Annotated in this window: 12 protein-coding genes; 8 read left to right on the top strand and 4 right to left on the bottom strand. The window is 66.4% G+C overall.

From position 1 onward, the window contains the following. Positions 1 to 134: 134 nt before the first annotated feature. Genes VHK65_00975 through VHK65_00960 form a run of 4 tightly spaced genes read left to right on the top strand, consistent with a single transcriptional unit; the run spans position 135 to position 8,624 of the window. Positions 135 to 2,291, top strand: coding sequence for a histidine kinase (locus tag VHK65_00975; protein HVS04725.1), 2,157 nt, complete (start codon positions 135 to 137; stop codon positions 2,289 to 2,291). Then, complete coding sequence (locus VHK65_00970) at positions 2,288 to 4,450, top strand: ATP-binding protein (GenBank protein ID HVS04724.1); 2,163 nt, start codon at positions 2,288 to 2,290, stop codon at positions 4,448 to 4,450. Before VHK65_00975 ends, VHK65_00970 begins: the two co-directional genes overlap by 4 nt. After that, positions 4,447 to 6,615 carry a histidine kinase gene (locus VHK65_00965; protein HVS04723.1) on the top strand — a complete coding sequence of 723 codons (2,169 nt, stop codon included), beginning with the start codon at positions 4,447 to 4,449 and terminating at the stop codon, positions 6,613 to 6,615. The genes VHK65_00970 and VHK65_00965 overlap by 4 nt, the downstream gene beginning before the upstream one ends. After that, the gene (locus tag VHK65_00960; protein HVS04722.1) at positions 6,612 to 8,624 is read left to right on the top strand and encodes a hypothetical protein; all 2,013 of its coding nucleotides are present in this window, start codon (positions 6,612 to 6,614) and stop codon (positions 8,622 to 8,624) included. The genes VHK65_00965 and VHK65_00960 overlap by 4 nt, the downstream gene beginning before the upstream one ends. On the opposite strand, the gene VHK65_00955 is transcribed toward VHK65_00960, so the two are convergent. Both VHK65_00955 and VHK65_00950 read right to left on the bottom strand, forming a co-directional pair. After that, complete coding sequence (locus VHK65_00955; protein HVS04721.1) at positions 8,621 to 9,166, bottom strand: hypothetical protein; 546 nt, start codon at positions 9,164 to 9,166, stop codon at positions 8,621 to 8,623. The two genes, VHK65_00960 and VHK65_00955, sit on opposite strands and share 4 nt — an antisense overlap. 34 nt (positions 9,167 to 9,200) lie before the next feature. Beyond that, a complete protein-coding gene (locus VHK65_00950; GenBank protein HVS04720.1) occupies positions 9,201 to 9,575 on the bottom strand; it encodes a response regulator transcription factor in 375 nt (124 codons plus the stop codon). A gap of 114 nt (positions 9,576 to 9,689) precedes the next feature. On the opposite strand from VHK65_00950, the gene VHK65_00945 reads away from it, so the two are divergent. The 4 genes from VHK65_00945 to VHK65_00930 all read left to right on the top strand — a co-directional run bounded on the left by VHK65_00945 (position 9,690) and on the right by VHK65_00930 (position 14,016). Further along, positions 9,690 to 10,358, top strand: a complete 669-nt coding sequence (locus VHK65_00945; protein HVS04719.1) for a response regulator transcription factor — start codon at positions 9,690 to 9,692, stop codon at positions 10,356 to 10,358. Positions 10,359 to 10,361: 3 nt separating this feature from the next. After that, a complete protein-coding gene (locus tag VHK65_00940; GenBank protein ID HVS04718.1) occupies positions 10,362 to 12,113 on the top strand; it encodes an FAD-dependent oxidoreductase in 1,752 nt (583 codons plus the stop codon). 335 nt (positions 12,114 to 12,448) lie between these two features. Further along, entirely contained in the window at positions 12,449 to 13,243 is a 795-nt protein-coding gene (locus tag VHK65_00935; GenBank protein HVS04717.1) for a cyclic nucleotide-binding domain-containing protein, read from the top strand. Further along, on the top strand, positions 13,240 to 14,016 hold the full coding sequence (locus tag VHK65_00930) for a cupredoxin domain-containing protein (GenBank protein HVS04716.1): 777 nt from the start codon (positions 13,240 to 13,242) through the stop codon (positions 14,014 to 14,016). The genes VHK65_00935 and VHK65_00930 overlap by 4 nt, the downstream gene beginning before the upstream one ends. Here VHK65_00930 and VHK65_00925 read toward each other — a convergent pair. Together VHK65_00925 and VHK65_00920 are read right to left on the bottom strand one after the other, a co-directional pair. Beyond that, the gene (locus VHK65_00925; protein HVS04715.1) at positions 14,003 to 15,289 is read right to left on the bottom strand and encodes a GAF domain-containing sensor histidine kinase; all 1,287 of its coding nucleotides are present in this window, start codon (positions 15,287 to 15,289) and stop codon (positions 14,003 to 14,005) included. The two genes, VHK65_00930 and VHK65_00925, sit on opposite strands and share 14 nt — an antisense overlap. Position 15,290: 1 nt before the next feature. Beyond that, positions 15,291 to 18,089: an FtsX-like permease family protein gene (locus tag VHK65_00920; GenBank protein ID HVS04714.1), complete on the bottom strand. Its 2,799-nt coding sequence runs from the start codon at positions 18,087 to 18,089 to the stop codon at positions 15,291 to 15,293. Positions 18,090 to 18,091 lie beyond the last annotated feature (2 nt).

The raw sequence follows: 18,091 nt of genomic DNA, 5'->3' as shown, positions 1-18,091 counted from the left end.
TCCTGCCGCCAGCCTATTGCCTCGACTCGTCGCGGGAAACCCTGCAGCCTCCCCAAGAAAAGGGGGGCTAGCCCTACGGCCGGGTAGGTGACTCCCCCCTCGACGGAATCCCGAATATGGCTCAGGATCGAGGCGTGCTCGGGAAACTGAGGCCGACGACCGCCGCCTGGTTGGCCTGGTCGCTGTGGGTTCTCGCCCTGGGATTGAGCGTGTCAACCCTGGTGCTGCTCGTGACCAACAGATCCTGGTGGAACGCCACCGCCTGGTTTGCCCTGTCGACGACGGGAGCGGTGATCGCATCCAGGCGATCGGCTAACCCGATCGGCTGGCTCTATTGCGCCATGGGTTTCCTGGGAGCCCTGACCACCTTCTCCCAGCAGTACGCGATCCGCGGCCTGGTCGACCATCCGGGCTCGCTGCCCGGGGCCGTGTATTTCGCCTGGCTGGAGCGTTGGTCACTCTGGTTCGTCTTCCCCGCCGGTATCGCCCTCGTGCTGCTGCTCTTCCCGACCGGCCGGCCGGCGTCAGCGCGCTGGCGGCCCCTGGTCTGGGTCAGCATCAGCTGCGCCCTGCTCATGGTGGTTGGCTCGATGTTCTCACCCGGCCGCATGGGCGATGCGCTCCGGCCGCCGAGCGGGCCAGGCACCGACTTCGGCGTCCAGAATCCATTCGGCATCGGCGCGCTCGGCGGGGCGCTCGACCTGGCCGACATCGTCGGACGGATGGGAGCGTTCGTGCTGATCCTGATCGCGGCGGTTGGACTTGTGATCCGACTCGTTCGGGCACGAGGCGATGAGCGTCAGCAGCTCAAATGGGTGGGTTACGTCGGGTCGTTCATCGCTGTCGGAGTCCTCGGGTCGGCCTTCCTGGGGAGCGGCGGTCCATTTGGCTTTACAGGCAACCCAGCACTACAGGACTTTTCCTTTGCCGTCCTCCTGGCCGGATTCGTCGTTGGGCTCCCCGTCGCGACGGCGATTGCCGTCTTGAAGTACCGGCTCTACGACATCGACCTCGTGATCAACAAGTCGCTCGTTTACGGCGCTCTGGCCATCTTCATCACGACCGTTTACGTCGCGATCGTGGTCGGCATCGGCCGCCTGGTGGGCACGAGTGGTAAGCCAAATCTTGGGCTTTCGATCCTGGCGACCGCGCTCGTGGCGGTTGCGTTCCAACCTGTTCGTGAACGGATCCAGCGTGTAGCGAACCGGCTCGTGTACGGGAAGCGCGCCACTCCTTATGAGGCACTGTCGCAGTTTTCGGACCGCCTCGCATCGACCTACTCGGATGAACAGGTCCTGCCGCGGTTGGCGCAAACCATCGCCGAATCGACTGGCGCCGTACAGGCCGTGATCTGGGCGAAGGAGGGCGCTGAAAATACCACCCTCGCCTCTTGGCCCGCACCAAATGGGTCGGCGATGACGGCGCCTTCGATCACCGAACGGTCAAGCAGCGATCGCATGGTTCCCGTGCAGCACCAGGGGGAACTGCTCGGCGCGCTCAGCATTCGAAAGGCCCGTGGCGAAGCCGTCACGCCAGTCGATGAAAAGATGCTGGCCGATCTCGCATCACCGGCAGGCGTCGTCCTCCGCAACCTGCAACTGACCCGGCAACTTCAGGCGCGCCTGGCCGAGATCTCGGCCCAAACCACTGAGCTGCAGGCGTCCAGCGCCCGGATCATCGCCGCCCAGGACTCGACGCGGCGCCGGCTGGAACGCAACATCCACGACGGTGCGCAGCAGCACCTGGTGGCGATCGCCGTGAAGCTTCGACTGGCGGCGACGCTCGCGAAACGCGACCCCGCTCGCGCGGCCCGGCTCCTTGACGAGCTCGAGGGGGAGACCCACCAGGCGCTCGAGACGCTTCACGCGCTGGCGCGGGGCATCTATCCACCGATCCTTCGCGAGCTGGGATTGGAGTCGGCCGTCCGCGCCCAGGGCGCGCGGTTTCCCCTCCCTATCGACGTCTCAGCGACCAGCCTGACGCGGTATCCGTCCGAGGTGGAGGGCGCGGTCTACTTCTGCTGTCTCGAGGCACTCCAGAACGTGGTGAAGCACGCCAAAGCGACACGTGTGCGAATCCGTCTCGAGGACCGAGGCGGTGAACTGGCGTTTTCCGTCGACGACGACGGGGGCGGGTTCGACCCGCTGCGCGTCCGCCACGGCTCTGGTTTGCAGAATATCGCCGACCGGCTGGCAGCCCTCGGTGGTCACCTGACGGTGATTCCCGGGCGCGAAGGCGGAACGTCGGTGCAGGGTCGCGTTCCTATCCGCAACTTGGAGCCGGTCGTATGAGCGCGCCTGCGGCGCGCCGGCTCGCCTTGTCGATTTGGGGCGTCGCTCTCGTTTTTACGGCCGCCGGGCTATTGCTCCTTTTCCCCAACCGTTCCACGCTGGGCGGCGCCTCTTTTATCGTCGTTCCAACGATCTTCCTTCCGGGCCTGGCATACAGCACACTTGGTGCCCTCATTGCGGTTCGCCATCCCAGGAATCCGGTCGGATGGATCCTGGCTGTCCTCGGCTTGAATTACGCGATTGCGTTCTTTGGTTTGGAGTACGCGATCCTCGGCCTGCACACGGCGCCCGGGTCGCTTCCGGCCGCGACATTCGTCGCGTGGCTTCAATTCTGGCCGTTGTATCTGGCCCTCGATGGCGGGCTGCCGCTGTTTTTCCTGCTGTTCCCGAACGGTCGGCTGCTGTCGGGTCGCTGGAAGGTCGTCGCCTGGCTCGCCCTGACGGTCGCGGGTTTGCAAGCGATCGTCGCGATCCTCACACCGGGCCCGATCCTGGGCACCAACCTTGGCGAGGGACATCGGTTCAACCTCGCCATGAATCCGACCGGCGTCAACGATTGGCGCGCCCTGCTGCTGACGAGCGCAGCGGCCCTGCAACTGGCTCTTCCTGTGATCGGGATCGCGTCGCTGAGCGCGCTCGTCCTGCGCTTCATTCGCTCGCGAGGTGAGGAGCGGCAGCAGCTCAAGTGGCTTGCTTATGCAGGTGCGGTCCTCGTCGTCTCCATCACTCCGGTTTTCAGCGGGACCGGATTGGTGTCGGCCGTGGGCTGGTCGCTCTTGACCTTAGCCCTGGATATAGGGCTCCCCGGAGCGGCCGCGGTCGCCATCCTCAAATATCGTCTCTACGACATCGACCCCATCATCAACAAGTCGGTCGTCTTTGCTGCCCTTGCCGCTTTCATTACCGCGGTCTACGTCGGCATCGTTGTCGGCATCGGAAACCTCATCGGTTCGGCCGGCCAACCCAATCTCACCCTATCGATTCTTGCGACGGCCGTCGTGGCGGTGGCATTTCAACCAGTTCGTGACCGGGTCCAGCGCTTTGCCAACCGCCTCGTTTATGGCAAACGTGCCACGCCGTACGAAGTGCTGTCGCAGTTTTCCGACCGCGTCGGCAGTGTCTATTCCAGTGAAGAGGTCTTGCCTCGAATGGCCACCGTGCTGGGCGAGGCGACGGGTGCCTCGCGCGCGGACGTCTGGATCCGCCTGGACGACCAGATCGTTCCCGCGGCGGCGTGGCCGGCGGTCGACGGTCCGACCCCGTCGCCGGTCTCGATTGCCGGACAGGGCTTTCCGCCGGTCTCGGGCGTCAGCCGGATCGTTCCGGTTCGGCACCAGGGGGAATTGCTCGGTGCCCTGAGTATCAATAAGCGTCCAGGGGAAGGGCTGACGCCGGTCGAGGAGAATCTGCTGACCGACCTGGCCGCCCAGGCGGGGTTGGTCATCCGGAATGTGCGGCTGACAGTGGAGCTCCAGGCGCGACTTCGTGAGAGTTCCGCTCGAGCTGCCGAGCTGCGTGCGGCGCGCCAGCGGCTGGTGGCCGCGGGGAACGTCGCGCGGAGTCAGCTGGAGCGCAACATCCAGGCGGCAACCGAGCCACGCCTGCTGTCGATCGCGGGCCGAATTGCCGGCGCCCGCCAGCTGGTCCAGCGCGACGCCGCCGGGGCGGCCACCGTCCTCGGCCAACTGACCGATGAGGCCAACGAAATCCTCGAGCTGCTGCGCGATTTGGCCCGCGGCATCTACCCTCCGCTGCTTATCGACAAGGGAGCGGTCGCGGCGCTGCAGGCCTATCTGAAAAAGGCCCGCGTCCCCGTCCAGCTCGACACGGATCGAGAGTTCGCAACCAATCGCTTCGATGAGCAGGTCGAAGGTGCCGTGTACTTCTGTTGCGTCGAGGCCCTGCAAAACGTTGCCCAGCACGCCGGCGCGGCCCCGACGGTTGTCTGGTTAAGCGCGACAGACGGCCGCGCGACATTCTCGATCACCGACAGCGGCCCAGGGTTCGAGCAGCAACATGGCGAACCAGGCCCCGGCCTGCAAACGATGACCGACCGCGTCCGCGCACTGGGCGGCAGCCTCGAGGTGCGATCGGCGCGAGGTGCCGGAACCACCGTCGAAGGCTGGATTCCGGCGCGCGCCCTGGAGCCGATCGCGTGAATCAGCGTAAGGCCCGGCGGCTCGCCTGGTTCCTCCTCGGCTTGACGCTCGCCATCGGCGCGGCCTTCCTCGCTCTCACCATCATCGACAGCACAGCGGTGGGCTTTGGCAACCCTGTTCTCGTGGGCCTGGGACTCGGGTTCTTCCTGGTCTTTCCCGCGCTCGGCCTGCTGATCGCCTTGCGACGGCCCGAGAATCCGATTGGCTGGCTCGTCCTGGGGTTTGCCCTATGGATCCAGATCCAATCGTTCGCCGGCGAGTACGCGCTCCGCGCTTTTGTCATCGCGCCCGGGTCTCTCCCCGCGGCCGCCTTCGTCGCCTGGTTCTATCCATGGGTCGGTCAGGTGGCCACGGGGGCCATTCTTCCGCTCCTGGTTCTGCTGTTTCCGACCGGGCGGCCGCCGTCACCGCGGTGGCGGCCGATCCTCTGGTTGATCGTGATCGAGGCTGCCCTCGAGGGGGTGGTCTACATGGTCCGGCCGCTTGAGCTTCGGGCCGGTAATCAGGGAATCTATCACCAGTTCGCTCTCCTACCGAACCCGACCGGTTTGCCGCAGCTGGCGGGCCTGATCAACATCGCGCTGGCGGTCTTCAACATCAGTCTCGTCCTGCTTATCCTCACCTGCGGCGCCGGCATGCTCTCCCGATTTCGCCGGGCGGCGAGCGAAGAGCGGCAACAGCTCAAGTGGTTTCTCTACGTGGTGGTGCTTGTTTGCGTGGACGTCCTTATCGCGATACCTCTCGGCGCCCTGACTCATTCGCACTGGGTCGGTGACATCGAATGGACGGTCGGCGCCTATGCCGTGGCCTACGGACTACCGGTGGCGACGACCATCGCGGTTCTCAAATACCGCCTGTACGACATCGACCTGGTCATCAACAAGTCGGTCGTCTTCGGGGCGATGGCGACATTCATCACGGCGGTCTACGTCGCCATCGTCGTGGGCATCGGCGGATTGCTCGGCAGCGGAAGCCGGCCGAACCTCGCTTTGTCGGTCCTTGCTACCGCGATCGTCGCCGTTGCCTTCCAGCCCGTCCGCGAGCGAGTCCAGCGCCTGGCCAACCGCCTGGTCTATGGCAAACGCGCCACTCCCTATGAGGTCCTCTCGCAGTTTTCGCACCGCGTCGCCGGCACCTATTCGAGTGAGGACGTCCTCCCGCGGATGGCTCGCGTGCTCTCCGAGGGCACCGGCGCATCGCGCGCGGATGTGTGGATTCGGCTCGGTGATGGCATTGCGCCCGCCGCCTCCTGGCCCTCCGGTGACGGCCCTGTGTCGCCGCGCGTCGCGATCAGCGGCCAGCTGCTCCCGGCGGTCCCCGGGGTCAGCCGCATCGTGCCCGTTCGGCACCAGGGGGAGCTGCTCGGGGCTCTGAGCATCAACAAGCGCACCGGTGAACTGCTGACACCGATCGAAGAGAAGCTCCTCGCCGATCTGGCGGCGCAAGCGGGCCTCGTGCTGCAGACCGTCCGCCTCACGGCTGAACTGCAGGCGCGACTGACGGAGATCTCGCAACAGGCCGTCGAGCTGCGGGCGTCGCGGCAGCGCATCGTGGCGACGCAAGATGCGGAGCGGCGCCGGCTCGAGCGAAACATTCACGACGGCGCTCAGCAGAATCTCGTGGCGCTGACCGTAAGACTGCGCCTCGCCACCAGCCTGGCCAAGCGTGATCCTGAGCGCGCGCGGGCTTCGGTGAAGGCGCTCGAGTCCGATAGCGATCAGGCGCTGGAGACGCTCCGCGCATTAGCGAGCGGCATTTACCCACCGCTGCTTCGGGAGCAAGGACTCGCTGCGGCGATACGCGTCGAGGTGGCGAAGCTGCCCTTTTCAGTCACCCTCCACGCTGGTCACCTCGAACGCTACCCGGTCGAGGTCGAGGCCGCCGTCTACTTCGTCTGCCTCGAAGCGCTGCAGAACGTTACCAAGCACGCCCGGGCCTCTCGCGTCGAGATCAACCTGCGCTCGTCTATCCATGAGCTCTCGTTTGAGGTGAGCGACGACGGAGCCGGCTTCGACGTGGCCAGGGAAGCCAGGGGTTCCGGACTTCGAAACATGATGGATCGGATCGAAGGCATGGGCGGCTGGCTCGAGATCCGCTCCACGGCCAACGGCGGCACACGTGTCCGCGGAACGGTCCCCATTGGGGCGATGGAGGCTGTGTTGTGACCACCCGTACTGCGGCCCGGATCGCCTGGAGCGCCGCCGGGCTGTCCGCCGCGCTGGGCATCGGCGGCTCCCTACTCGACACGGTGCCTGGACTTGGGGTGTCGACATCGCTTGTGTGGTCGTTCTATCCGATGCTCTGGGCGCTGTCCCTCTCAGCGATCGGAGCACTGGTTGTTTCACGTCAGCCGAGAAACGCGCTGGGATGGGTCTTCACCCTTATTGGCCTGCTGATCACCTTCAACTACGCCGGATCCGTCTATGCGGCGTTCGCGCTGATTCGAGAGCACGGATCCTGGCCCGGCGGCCTCGCCATCGCCTGGCTCACCTCGGGTTGGCTCTGGATTCCGATCAGCACACTGCTCGTCGTCTTCGTCCCGCTGCTCTTCCCTACCGGCCGCGCCCTGTCGCCGCGATGGCGCTTCCCCGCCTGGCTTGCGATCCCGTTCATCGTGCTGGCCGGGATCGGCAATGCATTTGTTCCCGGACCGCTATCGGGCCTTCACGGCATCAACAACCCGATGGGGCTCGTCGGTCAGACCGCCCTCCTAACCACCCTCGCAAACGTCGGCGTCATCCCCCTGTTCATCGCGGTAGCCGGCGCGGTCGCTTCCCTGGTGGTGCGATTCAGGCGTTCGCGAGGTCAGGAGCGTCAGCAGCTCAAATGGTTTGTGTTCGGCGGCGTGCTAGTCATCGTCCCCTTCATGATGCACGGTTCCGGAATTCCGCAGCAGATCCAGTCGGTCGTGCTGACGCTATTCATTCCAGCGCTGCCAATCAGCATCGCGATCGCGATGCTGAAATACCGGCTCTATGACATCGACATCGTTATCAACAAGTCATTGGTGTTCGGCACCCTCGCGATTTTCATCACCGGCGTCTATGTTGGGATCGTGGTCGGGATCGGGACCTTGGTCGGCAGCGCGGGCAGACCCAACCTGGCTCTCTCGATCGTCGCGACCGCGATCGTGGCGGTCGCGTTTCAGCCGGTGCGGGAGCGAGTGCAACGGATCGCCAACCGGCTGGTCTACGGCAAGCGGGCAACACCGTACGAGGTCATGGCCGATTTCTCCGACCGGGTGGCCGGCGCCCTTTCCGCCGATGAGGTGCTGCCGAGGATGGCCGAGGCGGCGGCGCGCGGCGTCGGAGCGAAGGCCACCCGGATCCGCCTCGGCCTTCCGAATGGATCGGAGCGCGTCGTGTCCTGGCCGGCCGGACTGGAAGCTGACCAATTCGACCGAGTTCTGCCAGTTTCGTATCGCGGCGAGGCGATGGGCGAAATCGCGGTCGCCAAAGCCGCGCGCGAGCCGATCACGCCGGCGGAGGGCAAGCTGCTAACTGACCTCGCAGCCCAGGCCGGGCTGGTGATGCACAACGTGCGGATGACCGTAGAACTCCGGAGCCGCCTTGCGGAAATCTCGTCGCAAGCCGCCCAGCTGCGGACCTCCCGTCAGCGCATCGTCGCGGCGCAGGACGAAGAGCGTCGGCGCCTCGAGGAAACGATCCGGCGCGGTAGCGAGGAGGAGCTCATCCGCATCAGAGAGACGTTGACCTCGGTAGAGCTGGGATTGACCAGCGACCCGGGAGCTGCCGTGGTGACCCTTGAGCAATTGACCGGGCAGGCCACCGCGGTCCTCGAGGAGCTACGCGACCTTGCTCGCGGGATCTACCCGCCGGTACTCCAAGACGAGGGACTCGCCGCTGCGCTCAGGACGCACCTCGCCAGAGTGAGTCCAGCCGTGGCGATCGACAGCGACACGATCGACCGTTATCCGTCCGAAGTCGAGGCCGCGATCTACTACTGCTGTGTCGAGGCATTACAGGGCGCAACCGGTCCGGCTGCCGTGCGCCTTGGGGGGCGCGATACCGGCGTCGACTTTTCGATCAGCGGCTGCGGACCTCTGGACGGTCGGTTACAGCGGATGGAGGACCGGGTCGAAGCCCTTGGAGGCTCGTTGCAATTCGAGAACGGCACCCTCGGCGGGTCAATCCCGCTTGGGCTGTTGGTCTAGCCGGCGGCAACCAGCCGGTAGAGCGCGATGGCCGCGTTGACGATTCCAATGACAAGCAGGATCGCAAAGACAGACCGCGGCCCCTCTCTCCTCGCGGCGTACGCGGTGCCGAGGAGCCACACTGCCGCGGGGATTGTCTCCAGCGTCTGCCACATTCCCAGGACGACGACGCGGTACAAGGTCGCAAAGGCGGGCACGATGACCTGCTTCTGCGCCGCGCTCGCCGCGACGTAGTCGCTGATCATTGCCGGGGCTGCCGTCGCCATCGAGGCCGCGCCGATCGACCCGATGACGACGACCGCCAGGCCGGCCGCCGCAAAGAGATCAACGTATTTCGCAGATGCGTAACGATCGCGCAGGTAGAGGACGACGGGGGCGAGGCACACGTATCCGAACATGTCGATCAGGCTGCCCCAGTGGATGAGCGTGGCGCCGGTGAGACCTGACGCGAGCAGCTTCGATGGGTCGACGCTCAGGCCGTTGGAGAAACCGGCGGCCGCGGAGTACATCAAACCCGCCACCAGCTCGAACGTCACCGCCACTGTGGCGAACGCGATCGCGACGCGACTCGAGATCCTAGTGCTTCTGGGCACCTTCCCAGGCAGCTGCAAGCCGGTCGGGCTCGAATTTGGACTTCGAAATGTAGGTGGATGCCCCGCATTCGGCGGCACGCGGCGCGTACTCGGCCTCTTCGTAGGTGGAGAGGAGCAGCACGACCACGGTGCCGTTGGAGTTCTTGAGGATCTGCCGGGTGGCCTCGAGGCCGTTGATCCCAGGCAGGTTGACATCCATCAAGACCAGGTCGGGGTGCAGGGTCTGGCTTGCCTCGACCGAAGCCTCGCCGGTTTCGGATTCGGCAATCACCTCGAAGCCGTCGGTCGCCTCGACGACGGCCCGCGCCGCCTGCCGGAACGGCGCCTGATCGTCAACGATGAGTACCCGTACTGCCATGTGACCAGATACAGAATGACAGATTTTCAGGGCCGCAAAAATGGTGCCAGCACCCCCTGAGCTCGGCGGCCAGCTCGACCCGCTGGACCCCGCGTGAAGCCCTATTCTGTTGCCGTGCCAATCCGCGTCGTGCTGGCCGAGGACAACTACCTCGTCCGTGAAGGCGTCCGGCAACTGATCGACGCCCAGCCGGAGCTCCAAGTGGTCGCCGTGTGCACGGACTTTGACTCCCTGTTAGCGGCGGTCGAGCAGCATCAGCCGGACGTCGTGCTGACTGACATCCGCATGCCGCCAACCGGGACCGACGAAGGGATTCGAGCCGCCGAGCAGCTGCGCCAGCACCACCCACGGATCGGCGTCGTCATCCTCAGCCAGTTCAGCGAGCCGGACTATGCGCTGGCGCTGTTGCAGAAGGGCGCCAGCGGCCGCGCGTACCTATTAAAAGAGCGCGTCTCCGACATCGAGCAGCTGGTGACCGCCATCCGCGAGGTGGCCAACGGCGGTTCGGTCATCGATCCCAAGGTGATCGAGAGCCTGGTGGCGGCCAAGGCCCGCAAGCCAAAGTCGCCGCTCGCCGAGCTCACCCCGCGTGAGCACGAGGTCCTCGCGCTCATGGCCCAGGGGAAGAACAACGCGGCGATCGCGGCCACGCTCTTCCTCACCGAGCGAGCTGTCGAGAAGCACATCAACTCGATCTTTTCCAAGCTCAGCCTGGCCGAGGAGAAGGACACGCACCGGCGAGTCAGAGCTGCCCTGCTCTACCTGTCGGAAGAGAAGGGGTAATCCATGCCCCCAGCATCGGCGCGCAGCCGGGTCTGCAACGTGCTCGTCATCGGCTCGGGCGCCGCCGGGTTGCGCGCGGCGATCGCCGCGACCGAGGCTGGCAGCCAGGTCCTGGTGGTGGGCAAGCGCGACCGGCTGGACGCCCATACCGTCCTGGCGGCGGGCGGCATCAATGCCGTTCTCGGCACGCGCGATCCGCAGGACTCGTGGGAGCAACACTTCGCCGATACGCTGCGCGAGGGCTACTTCCTCGGCCATCCGCGCGTGGTCGAGATCATGGCCCGGGAGGCGCCGGACGCGGTGCGCGAGCTCGCCGACTGGGGCTGCCAGTTCGCGCGCCTCGAGGATGGCCGGCTCGATCAGCGCTTCTTCGGCGCGCATAAGTACCGGCGCACCTGCTACGCGGGCGACTACACCGGCCGGGCCATCCTGTACACGCTGGCCGGCAAAGTGCAGCAGCTCGGGATCCCGGTGATCGAAGATCAATATGTCTCGCGTCTCCTCGTCGCCGACGGCAACTGCTTCGGCGCCTATGGTTTCGACCTCGTATCCGGGGAGCGGACGGTCTTCGAGGCGGACGCGGTTGTCATCGCGGCCGGAGGGCACACCCGGCTCTGGCGGCGCAGCTCCTCGCGCCGTGACGAAAACTATGGCGAGGGCATGTTCCTCGCGCTCGAGGCCGGCTGCCGCCTGATGGACATGGAATTGGTTCAGTTCCATCCAACCGGCATGGTCATGCCGGAAGAGGTCGCCGGCACGCTCGTCACCGAGGCGGTTCGCGGCGAGGGCGGCCATCTCTACAACAAGGACCATGAGCGGTTCATGACCCGCTATGACCCGGCGCGCATGGAGCTGAGCGCGCGCGATCGAGTCGCGCTGGCCATCTACACCGAGATCATCGAGGGCCGAGGCGGCCCTAACGGTGGAGTGTTCCTGGACATTTCCCATCACCCCAAGGACGAGATCCTCCAGAAGCTGCCGAGGATGTACCGGCAGTTCATCGAATACCAGATGCTCGACATCTCCAAGCAACCGATGGAGGTGGCGCCGACGGCGCATTACTCGATGGGCGGCATCTCCGTCGATCCGGAGACGCATGCCACCGACGTGGTTGGCCTCTACGCGGCTGGGGAGTGCACCTCCGGTCTGCACGGCGCCAATCGCCTGGGGGGCAATTCGCTCGCGGAGACCGTCATCTTCGGTCGGCGGGCCGGCGCTGCCGCGGCCGCCCATTCGCAGGAATCCGAAGTACAGCGTCGCTCCAAGAAGGCGGTGCTTGAGGCGGAAGACGAGCTCCAGCGTCTGATCAAGCCGGGAAGCGAGCTGGCGCGTCCACTGCAGCGGGCGCTGCGCAATCTCATGTGGGAGCACTGTGGGGTCGTTCGCGATGAGGCCAGAATGCGCGGCGGTTTACGAAAAGTTGGCGAGCTCGCGGAGGCCGCGGAGACGGTCGACATCCGGCCCGGGCAGGAAGGATGGTTCGAGCTGGGCCATGTACTCGACCTCCGCGCCGGACTCCGAACGGCGGAGGCAACGCTTCGCTGCGCGCTCGAGCGGCGGGAGAGCCGCGGGGCTCATAACCGATCCGACTTCCCGGCTCTGGATCCAGCCTTGGAGCGCAACTTCTACACCCGGCTGGAGGCGCGAGACCGGCCGTTGACGGTCTGGAGCGAGCCGGTTCCCGCCATTCCGGCCACGTTGAAGCGGCAGCTGACCGACGAGGAAATGGAGGTGGCCGGAAGGCTGCTGGAATAGGGCTGGGGGCGGCCACCCTCTTCAGATTCGTGGTACCCGCCCGTTGTGCGGCCTGTTTCCACCATGGACGGCGATCTTCCATCCGTCTAGCCTTGCGATAGAACCGAACACACCGCAAGGGGAGGTTGGCTATGCGCTACGAATCGTCGACAACCTCGGTCTCCTGGATACCGTCGGAAGCGATCCCGGGAATGATGCGCTTGCCATTTGACCTGGGTCCGGTGCACTACGACGATCCACCCGGGGATCAACTTGGCGACATCCCGGCCTTGTCGCGTTCCGGGGCGGTCCGGTTCATCAACGAACTTCGTGCCTGGGTCGAGGTCGAGAATGGCTTGATCGTCGGCCACGGGCATTCGGGCCGGGGCTGGATTGGCAAGACCAAATTGGGGTTCGGCTCGCGCAAAATTCTCTTTTCGGCGATCGGCATGCCCGATATCCGCTCGGAGCCGGAAGCCGGCAAGCTGTCCGTTCGCTTCGTCCAGACCAGTGGCGGACGCGTCGCGATGCCGCTGCCCCGCAAGCTCAACCGCCCCCCGTTCGTGCAGATCGTGCCACCGCTCGTTTGGACCACACTTGCGCTCACGATCCACGCCGATGGTTCGTCGAAGGCCGATGTCGTCGGCGCCAGTCCCTTCCCGAGGCATTGGATCTATGACGATGCCGGCCGCCTGGCGAACAAAGTGGCGGTCACCGATTTCAAGAGCTGGTCCGGCGATATCTTCGGCGAGCGCACGCCGTGGGGTGCCGAGGATTCGCCCGCCTTCGTGACCGAAGTCGAGACCGCGCTCGAACGCGAACTGTCCCAGACCATCATGCGGGGCGGTGCCAAGCCAAAGGTTCGGAAACTCAACCAGGGCGACGCGCTCGTCGAGCAGGGTCAATCCGGGGAGGAGCTGTTCCTGCTGCTCGACGGCGTCCTCTCGGTGGAGGTCGATGGAAAGGGCCTGGCCGAGGTCGGACCGGGCGCCATCCTCGGGGAGCGGGCATTGCTCGAAGGCGGAAGGCGAACCGCCACGCTGCGCGCGCTTACTCCCGCCCGCGTCGCGGTGGCCAGCGCTGATCAGATTTCACCCGACGCGCTCGCAGAGCTGGCGACGGGCCACCGCCGTGAGGAGGACGGCAGATGAGAACGGAAATTTACCGTCCCGCTTTGAAGGAGAGCACGGCGGGGACCCCCGCGGGATGGTCAAGGCTCCTTCTCTGGGCCGCGATCGCGGTCGCGATGCTGCAGGCCGTCGTTGGCATCGCCCATTTCGACCGGGAGGCGCTCGCCTTCGCCGTCCTGTTCGCGATTGGCGTGGTGATTCTTGCCAGGGCAAGGCAAAGACGCGGCGTCTACACGGCGGCCGTCATCGTCCTCGGCCTGCTCTTCACCGATGTCGCCTTCTGGATGATCACCGCCACCTGGAGCAACGCTCGCAATCACGAGCAGCTGCTCTACATCGTGGAGCCGCTGGCGCTTGCGTGCGCCTCGGTCGCCGGGCTTATCGCCGTCGCCGGCCGGCTTCTCGACCGCCGGCAGCGGGCGGCGCAGAGCGCTGCGGCTGCGGTGACAATCGGGGCGATTGCGACCTTCGTCCTCTGCCTGGGTGCCGCCGCGGTCACCGGTTGGGGCAAGGAGCAGACGCAGGGGCCGAACGATCTGGCACTTCGGATCCATAACACCGCGTACTCCAGCGCGAGCATCACCGCAACCTCGCACCAGGTCACCCTCTACGTGACCAACGACGACCTCTTCTGGCACACGGTCACCATCGATCAGCTCGCCGTCGAGCTGCCGCTACCGGTCGGGAGCCACCGGCGCATCACGTTCACAGCGCCGTCCGGCACCTACACGTTCTACTGCCGGATCCCCGGGCATCGTCAGGCCGGGATGGTCGGCACGATCACGATCCCGTAGCGTTTGCCGGACCTTCCACGGCTGTTCGCAGCGGTACCGCTCCGGAGACGGTCGTGCCGTGGCCCGGCGAGGAATCGACCCGCAGCGTGCCGCCTACGGCGCCAACGCGGTCCATCATGTTCGTCATGCCGGCGCCACGCGCCTGCGTCGAGAGATCAAAGCCGGCACCGGTGTCCTGAACGTCAAACAGCAGGGTGTCATTCTCCTGCCGGATCCCAACCGTTGCCGTGGCGCCCTCGCCGGCGTATTTGCCGGCATTCTGCAACGCCTCCAGGCAGCAGAAGTAGACGGCCGCTTCCAGCTCGGCAGGGTAGCGACCAATACCGTCCGCGTGCACTTGCGTCGGAATGACCGCCCGGCGCGCCGCGGCCACCATCGCGGCACCGAGTCCCTCGCTGGCGAGCAACGGCGGATAGATACCGTGCGCGAGCGTGCGCAGCTCATCGAGCGCTTTCGAGATATCCTGGCCGAGCTCCTCAAGTAGCTGGGCGGCTCGCTTCGGGTCACGGTCGTTCAGCTGGCGGGCCAGGCGCGCCTTCACAGAAATCGCGACCAGATACTGCTGCACCCCGTCGTGGATGTCGCGTTCGATCCGCCGACGCTCGGCGTCAGCAGCCACCACGACGCGAGCCCGTGACGCCTCCAGCGCCTCGGCGTGCTGCCGCAGATCCTCGAGCGTGGCCTCGAGCGCCGAGTCGAGGCGGGCGTTGTTGATCGCCACCCCGACTTCGCGGGCGAGCTCTTTGAGGGTCGCATCGGCCTCAGCCGGCAACGCCGGCGCGCCCGATCGGCGCTCCGCCACGATCAGCCCCAGCAGGTGGCCGGTGTGGCTCACCGGCGCAATGCGGATCGCTGCCCCATTTCTCCCCGCGAGCACTGCCGGCAGCCAGACTTTCGCCCAGGCGATCCCCGAGACCGGCGCGTGAGCGACGATCGACTCTTCAGATCCGGTCAGCGGAAAACGTGCCGGTCCCCGCTCGGGATCGGAGATCGTGCGTTCGAGCGCTCCCCCGGACGCGGTCCAGACTTCGGCGGCGTCCAGCCCGAGGTTGCGACGAAGGGACTCGGTCATGTCGCGCAGGACTTCGTTCAACGGGATCGTGCGATCGAGGCGGCTGGCGAAACTGCTTCGCACGAAGCCGATCGCACCGAGGCGCGCCGCATCACGGCGCTGCCCGCGAACGGCGGTGACGGCGACGTAGCCGACGGTCGCGAGCGCCATTGCCGCCAGGATGGCCCCGAGGAGCAGCGTCCCGGTGTCGAGCTGGGGCATCTCAGCCCACGGCGCGGAGCGCCTCGGCGGGCCGGAGCCGGGCGGCGCGCAGGGCGGGCAGGAAAGTTACGAGGAGGACGGCGGCGTAGACGAGCCCCACCGTCAGGAAAAATCCACCGCCATCGAGCCTGAAGGGCGCGTCCGGAGACAGTTTGGTGAAGAGCGCCCCTCCAAGCCCATAGGCAACAGCCAGGCCGACGGCAAGCCCAGCGCTAGCGATCAGCGCCGTTTCGATCAGCATGCCGGTGAGGACCTGCGGCGGTTGGAAGCCAATCGCGCGCAGGACACCGATTGCCCGGCGACGCTCGATGACGGCTCGCAGCGCGACTGCGCCCAGGCCCAGGATGCCGACCAGGAGTCCGACCCGCATCAGAAGGACGAAGAAATCGAGGACGCCTCGGCTGGCGGCGTACTGCTCCTCCACCAACTGGAGCGCCGGGCTTGCCTCGGCTCCTTGCGCCAGCAGCGCCCGCTGTACATCGCGGGCAAGGCCCTGCGGCGTGGTGCCGGGGGCGGTCTTCAACAGCAGCGTCGCGCCCGGCGTGGAGCCTGCCAGTGATGCGAGCGCCCGCCGCGAACCGGTCAGTCCCGGCAGAATCCCTGGTGCCCCATTGCCCACGGTGGGGAGCTGCGCGACGACCTTGAACCGCAATGTCCCCTGGCCAGTCGTCAGGTAGGCCACCGAGCCAACCGGCTCTGGTGACGCCACCAACTCGGGGTCGTTGCTGATGGCGGCCCAGGCCGCCGCGTCGTTCTGGAAGCGGTGGTCGCGATCGATGAGGGGCATGATGCCGCCGGCGAGCTGCTCCTGGCTCAACCCGTTGACCGTGACCGCTTCCTGGTGCCAGTCGACCGCGCCCCTGAAGTCCGCAAAGGTCCACTTAACCGGCCCCAGGAAGGTGCGATTGGAGACGCTCTCCTGCCGCGCCACCTTCGGCGCGAGTTCCGCCGGCAGCGCGAGCTCATTTGTCCCCACCACGGTCGCCCGGACATCCCACCCACCTGTGCTGGCTGGTAAATCGCGCTCTGCGCCGCTCACTGCGGCCTGGCTGATGGTCAGCACGGCCGTAACGATCGAGAAGGCCGCGATGACAAGGCCGGTGCGCAGCGGGCGGCGCGACGAGTAAGCCAGCGCGGGTCGCAGCGTTGCCCGCAGCCAACCAGAAAGGAGGCCAAGGACCCCGCCGACCTTTTCCAGCAAGCCGAGGTTCGACGCCACCAGCACGGAGAGGCCCACGACCGAAACGACTAGCGCTCCCGCAAGGGGCCCCGTCCCCTGGGCTGCCGATATCGTGCGGCTGACGATCCACCAGTACGCGATCGCCCACGCGGCGGCCGCCAGACCAGCGCCCGAGAAACGGATGCGGTCCGAGACCCGACCCCGGAGCAGCCCCGAAACGGCGGCGATCACGAGCGCGCCACCCGACACGCGGAGGAAAGGGTTGCCGAACGCGACCGCGGCCAGCCCGCCGAGCCCGATCAGCGCCAGTACCGCCAGCCGCCGTTGCGACGAGCGCCTCGGTCGCTGCGGCTCGGGCAGGTCGCGGATCGCTGCCGAGATGGCCATCGAAGACGTGCCGATGGAAACGATGAGCACCGTGACCAGGTTGATCAGTGCGGCGGCGGCGACCGATCCGAAGAGCGACCCGGGCACCACCGAAAGGACGAACCCGGTACCTTCTGAGTTCTGCGGGTGCGAGACGATCAGCGCCCCCAGCGCCAGGCCGACCGGGACCCCCACCAGGGCCGCGGCCAGGCTGTAGAGCGCTCCCTCCGTTAGAGAAAGCTGGACCAGCCCGCCACGGGTCAGGCCGAGGGCGCGTAGAACGGCGAGCCGCGGGCGCCGTTCCTCCGCCAGCATCACCGCCAGGTTCGCAACCATGGCGGTTGCAGCCAGCGCCACGATGACCCCCAAGGACGTGAGGAAGCCCCGTGACGCGTTCTGCATTTGGCTGGCGAGCTCCAGCGCCCCACGCTTGGTCTCCAGCACCTGCACGCCGTCGCCGGCGACGGCCGCCCGGACCAGCGGCGCGAGCTGGCGGCCCGCTGCCACCTCAGCATCACCGTCGCCCCGTGCGGACACACGGACAAGGTTGATGCGATCTGACCCGACCAGACGCTGGATCGTCGGCAGCGACCCAAAGGCTGATCGCCGGTTGCCGTAGGCGCCCGCGCCCTGTCGCTGGATAATCCCGGCGACCGTGGCCAGCTGAGGTGACGGCCCACTTGCCTGGACGCTGAGATGGTCACCCAGGCGGGCGCCGATGTCGTCGGCAAGGGCCTGCGTCAAAAAAACACCACCGGTGGCGAGTTCGTCGCCATAGGTTGATCGGCCGTCGGCGAGAACGAATGGATCGAAACGGCGCTGGACCCCGATGTCGAAGCCGGTGAGCTGAATGCCCGGCTTCCCGAGGTTCCGGTCGACGTCCACCACAGAGCCCGACACGACTACGGTGCTCTGGAAGGCCGCGGCGGAGCTCAGCGACGGATCGGTAGTCAGCCTCTGGGTCAACGCCGGATCAAACAACGTTCCGCCGGCGGTAACCTCGATGTCGTCCCGTCCCCAACTGCGAACAGCCGAGGCGCGGTTGTACTCGTACATGCTGTCGCTGATCACCTGGATCAGGAAGATCGAGGCCCCGGCGATCATCAGCCCGCCCACGACCACCGCAGTCTGGCCCGGCCGGCGAACGGCCTCCCGCAAGGCGATCCGGCCCACCAGCGGGCGGCGCCAGATGATGAGCGCCAGCGCGCCGTAGCTCAGCAGGAAGATCGCAACCAGCAACGTGAGGAAGTTCATTG

Source organism: Candidatus Dormiibacterota bacterium (assembly GCA_035544955.1).
Lineage (GTDB): Bacteria > Chloroflexota > Dormibacteria > CF-121 > CF-121 > CF-13.
Note: the sequence above shows the minus strand (reverse complement) of the source record. Positions and strands in the feature narration are given on the sequence as shown.

Bases quoted from the DNA above. Each gene is read 5' to 3' on its own strand.
- VHK65_00970 (HVS04724.1), top strand. From the start codon at position 2,288: ATGAGCGCGCCTGCGGCGCGCCGGCTCGCCTTGTCGATTTGGGGCGTC.
- VHK65_00950 (HVS04720.1), bottom strand. From the start codon at position 9,575: ATGGCAGTACGGGTACTCATCGTTGACGATCAGGCGCCGTTCCGGCAG.
- VHK65_00940 (HVS04718.1), top strand. From the start codon at position 10,362: ATGCCCCCAGCATCGGCGCGCAGCCGGGTCTGCAACGTGCTCGTCATC.
- VHK65_00930 (HVS04716.1), top strand. From the start codon at position 13,240: ATGAGAACGGAAATTTACCGTCCCGCTTTGAAGGAGAGCACGGCGGGG.
- VHK65_00925 (HVS04715.1), bottom strand. From the start codon at position 15,289: ATGCCCCAGCTCGACACCGGGACGCTGCTCCTCGGGGCCATCCTGGCG.
- VHK65_00920 (HVS04714.1), bottom strand. From the start codon at position 18,089: ATGAACTTCCTCACGTTGCTGGTTGCGATCTTCCTGCTGAGCTACGGC.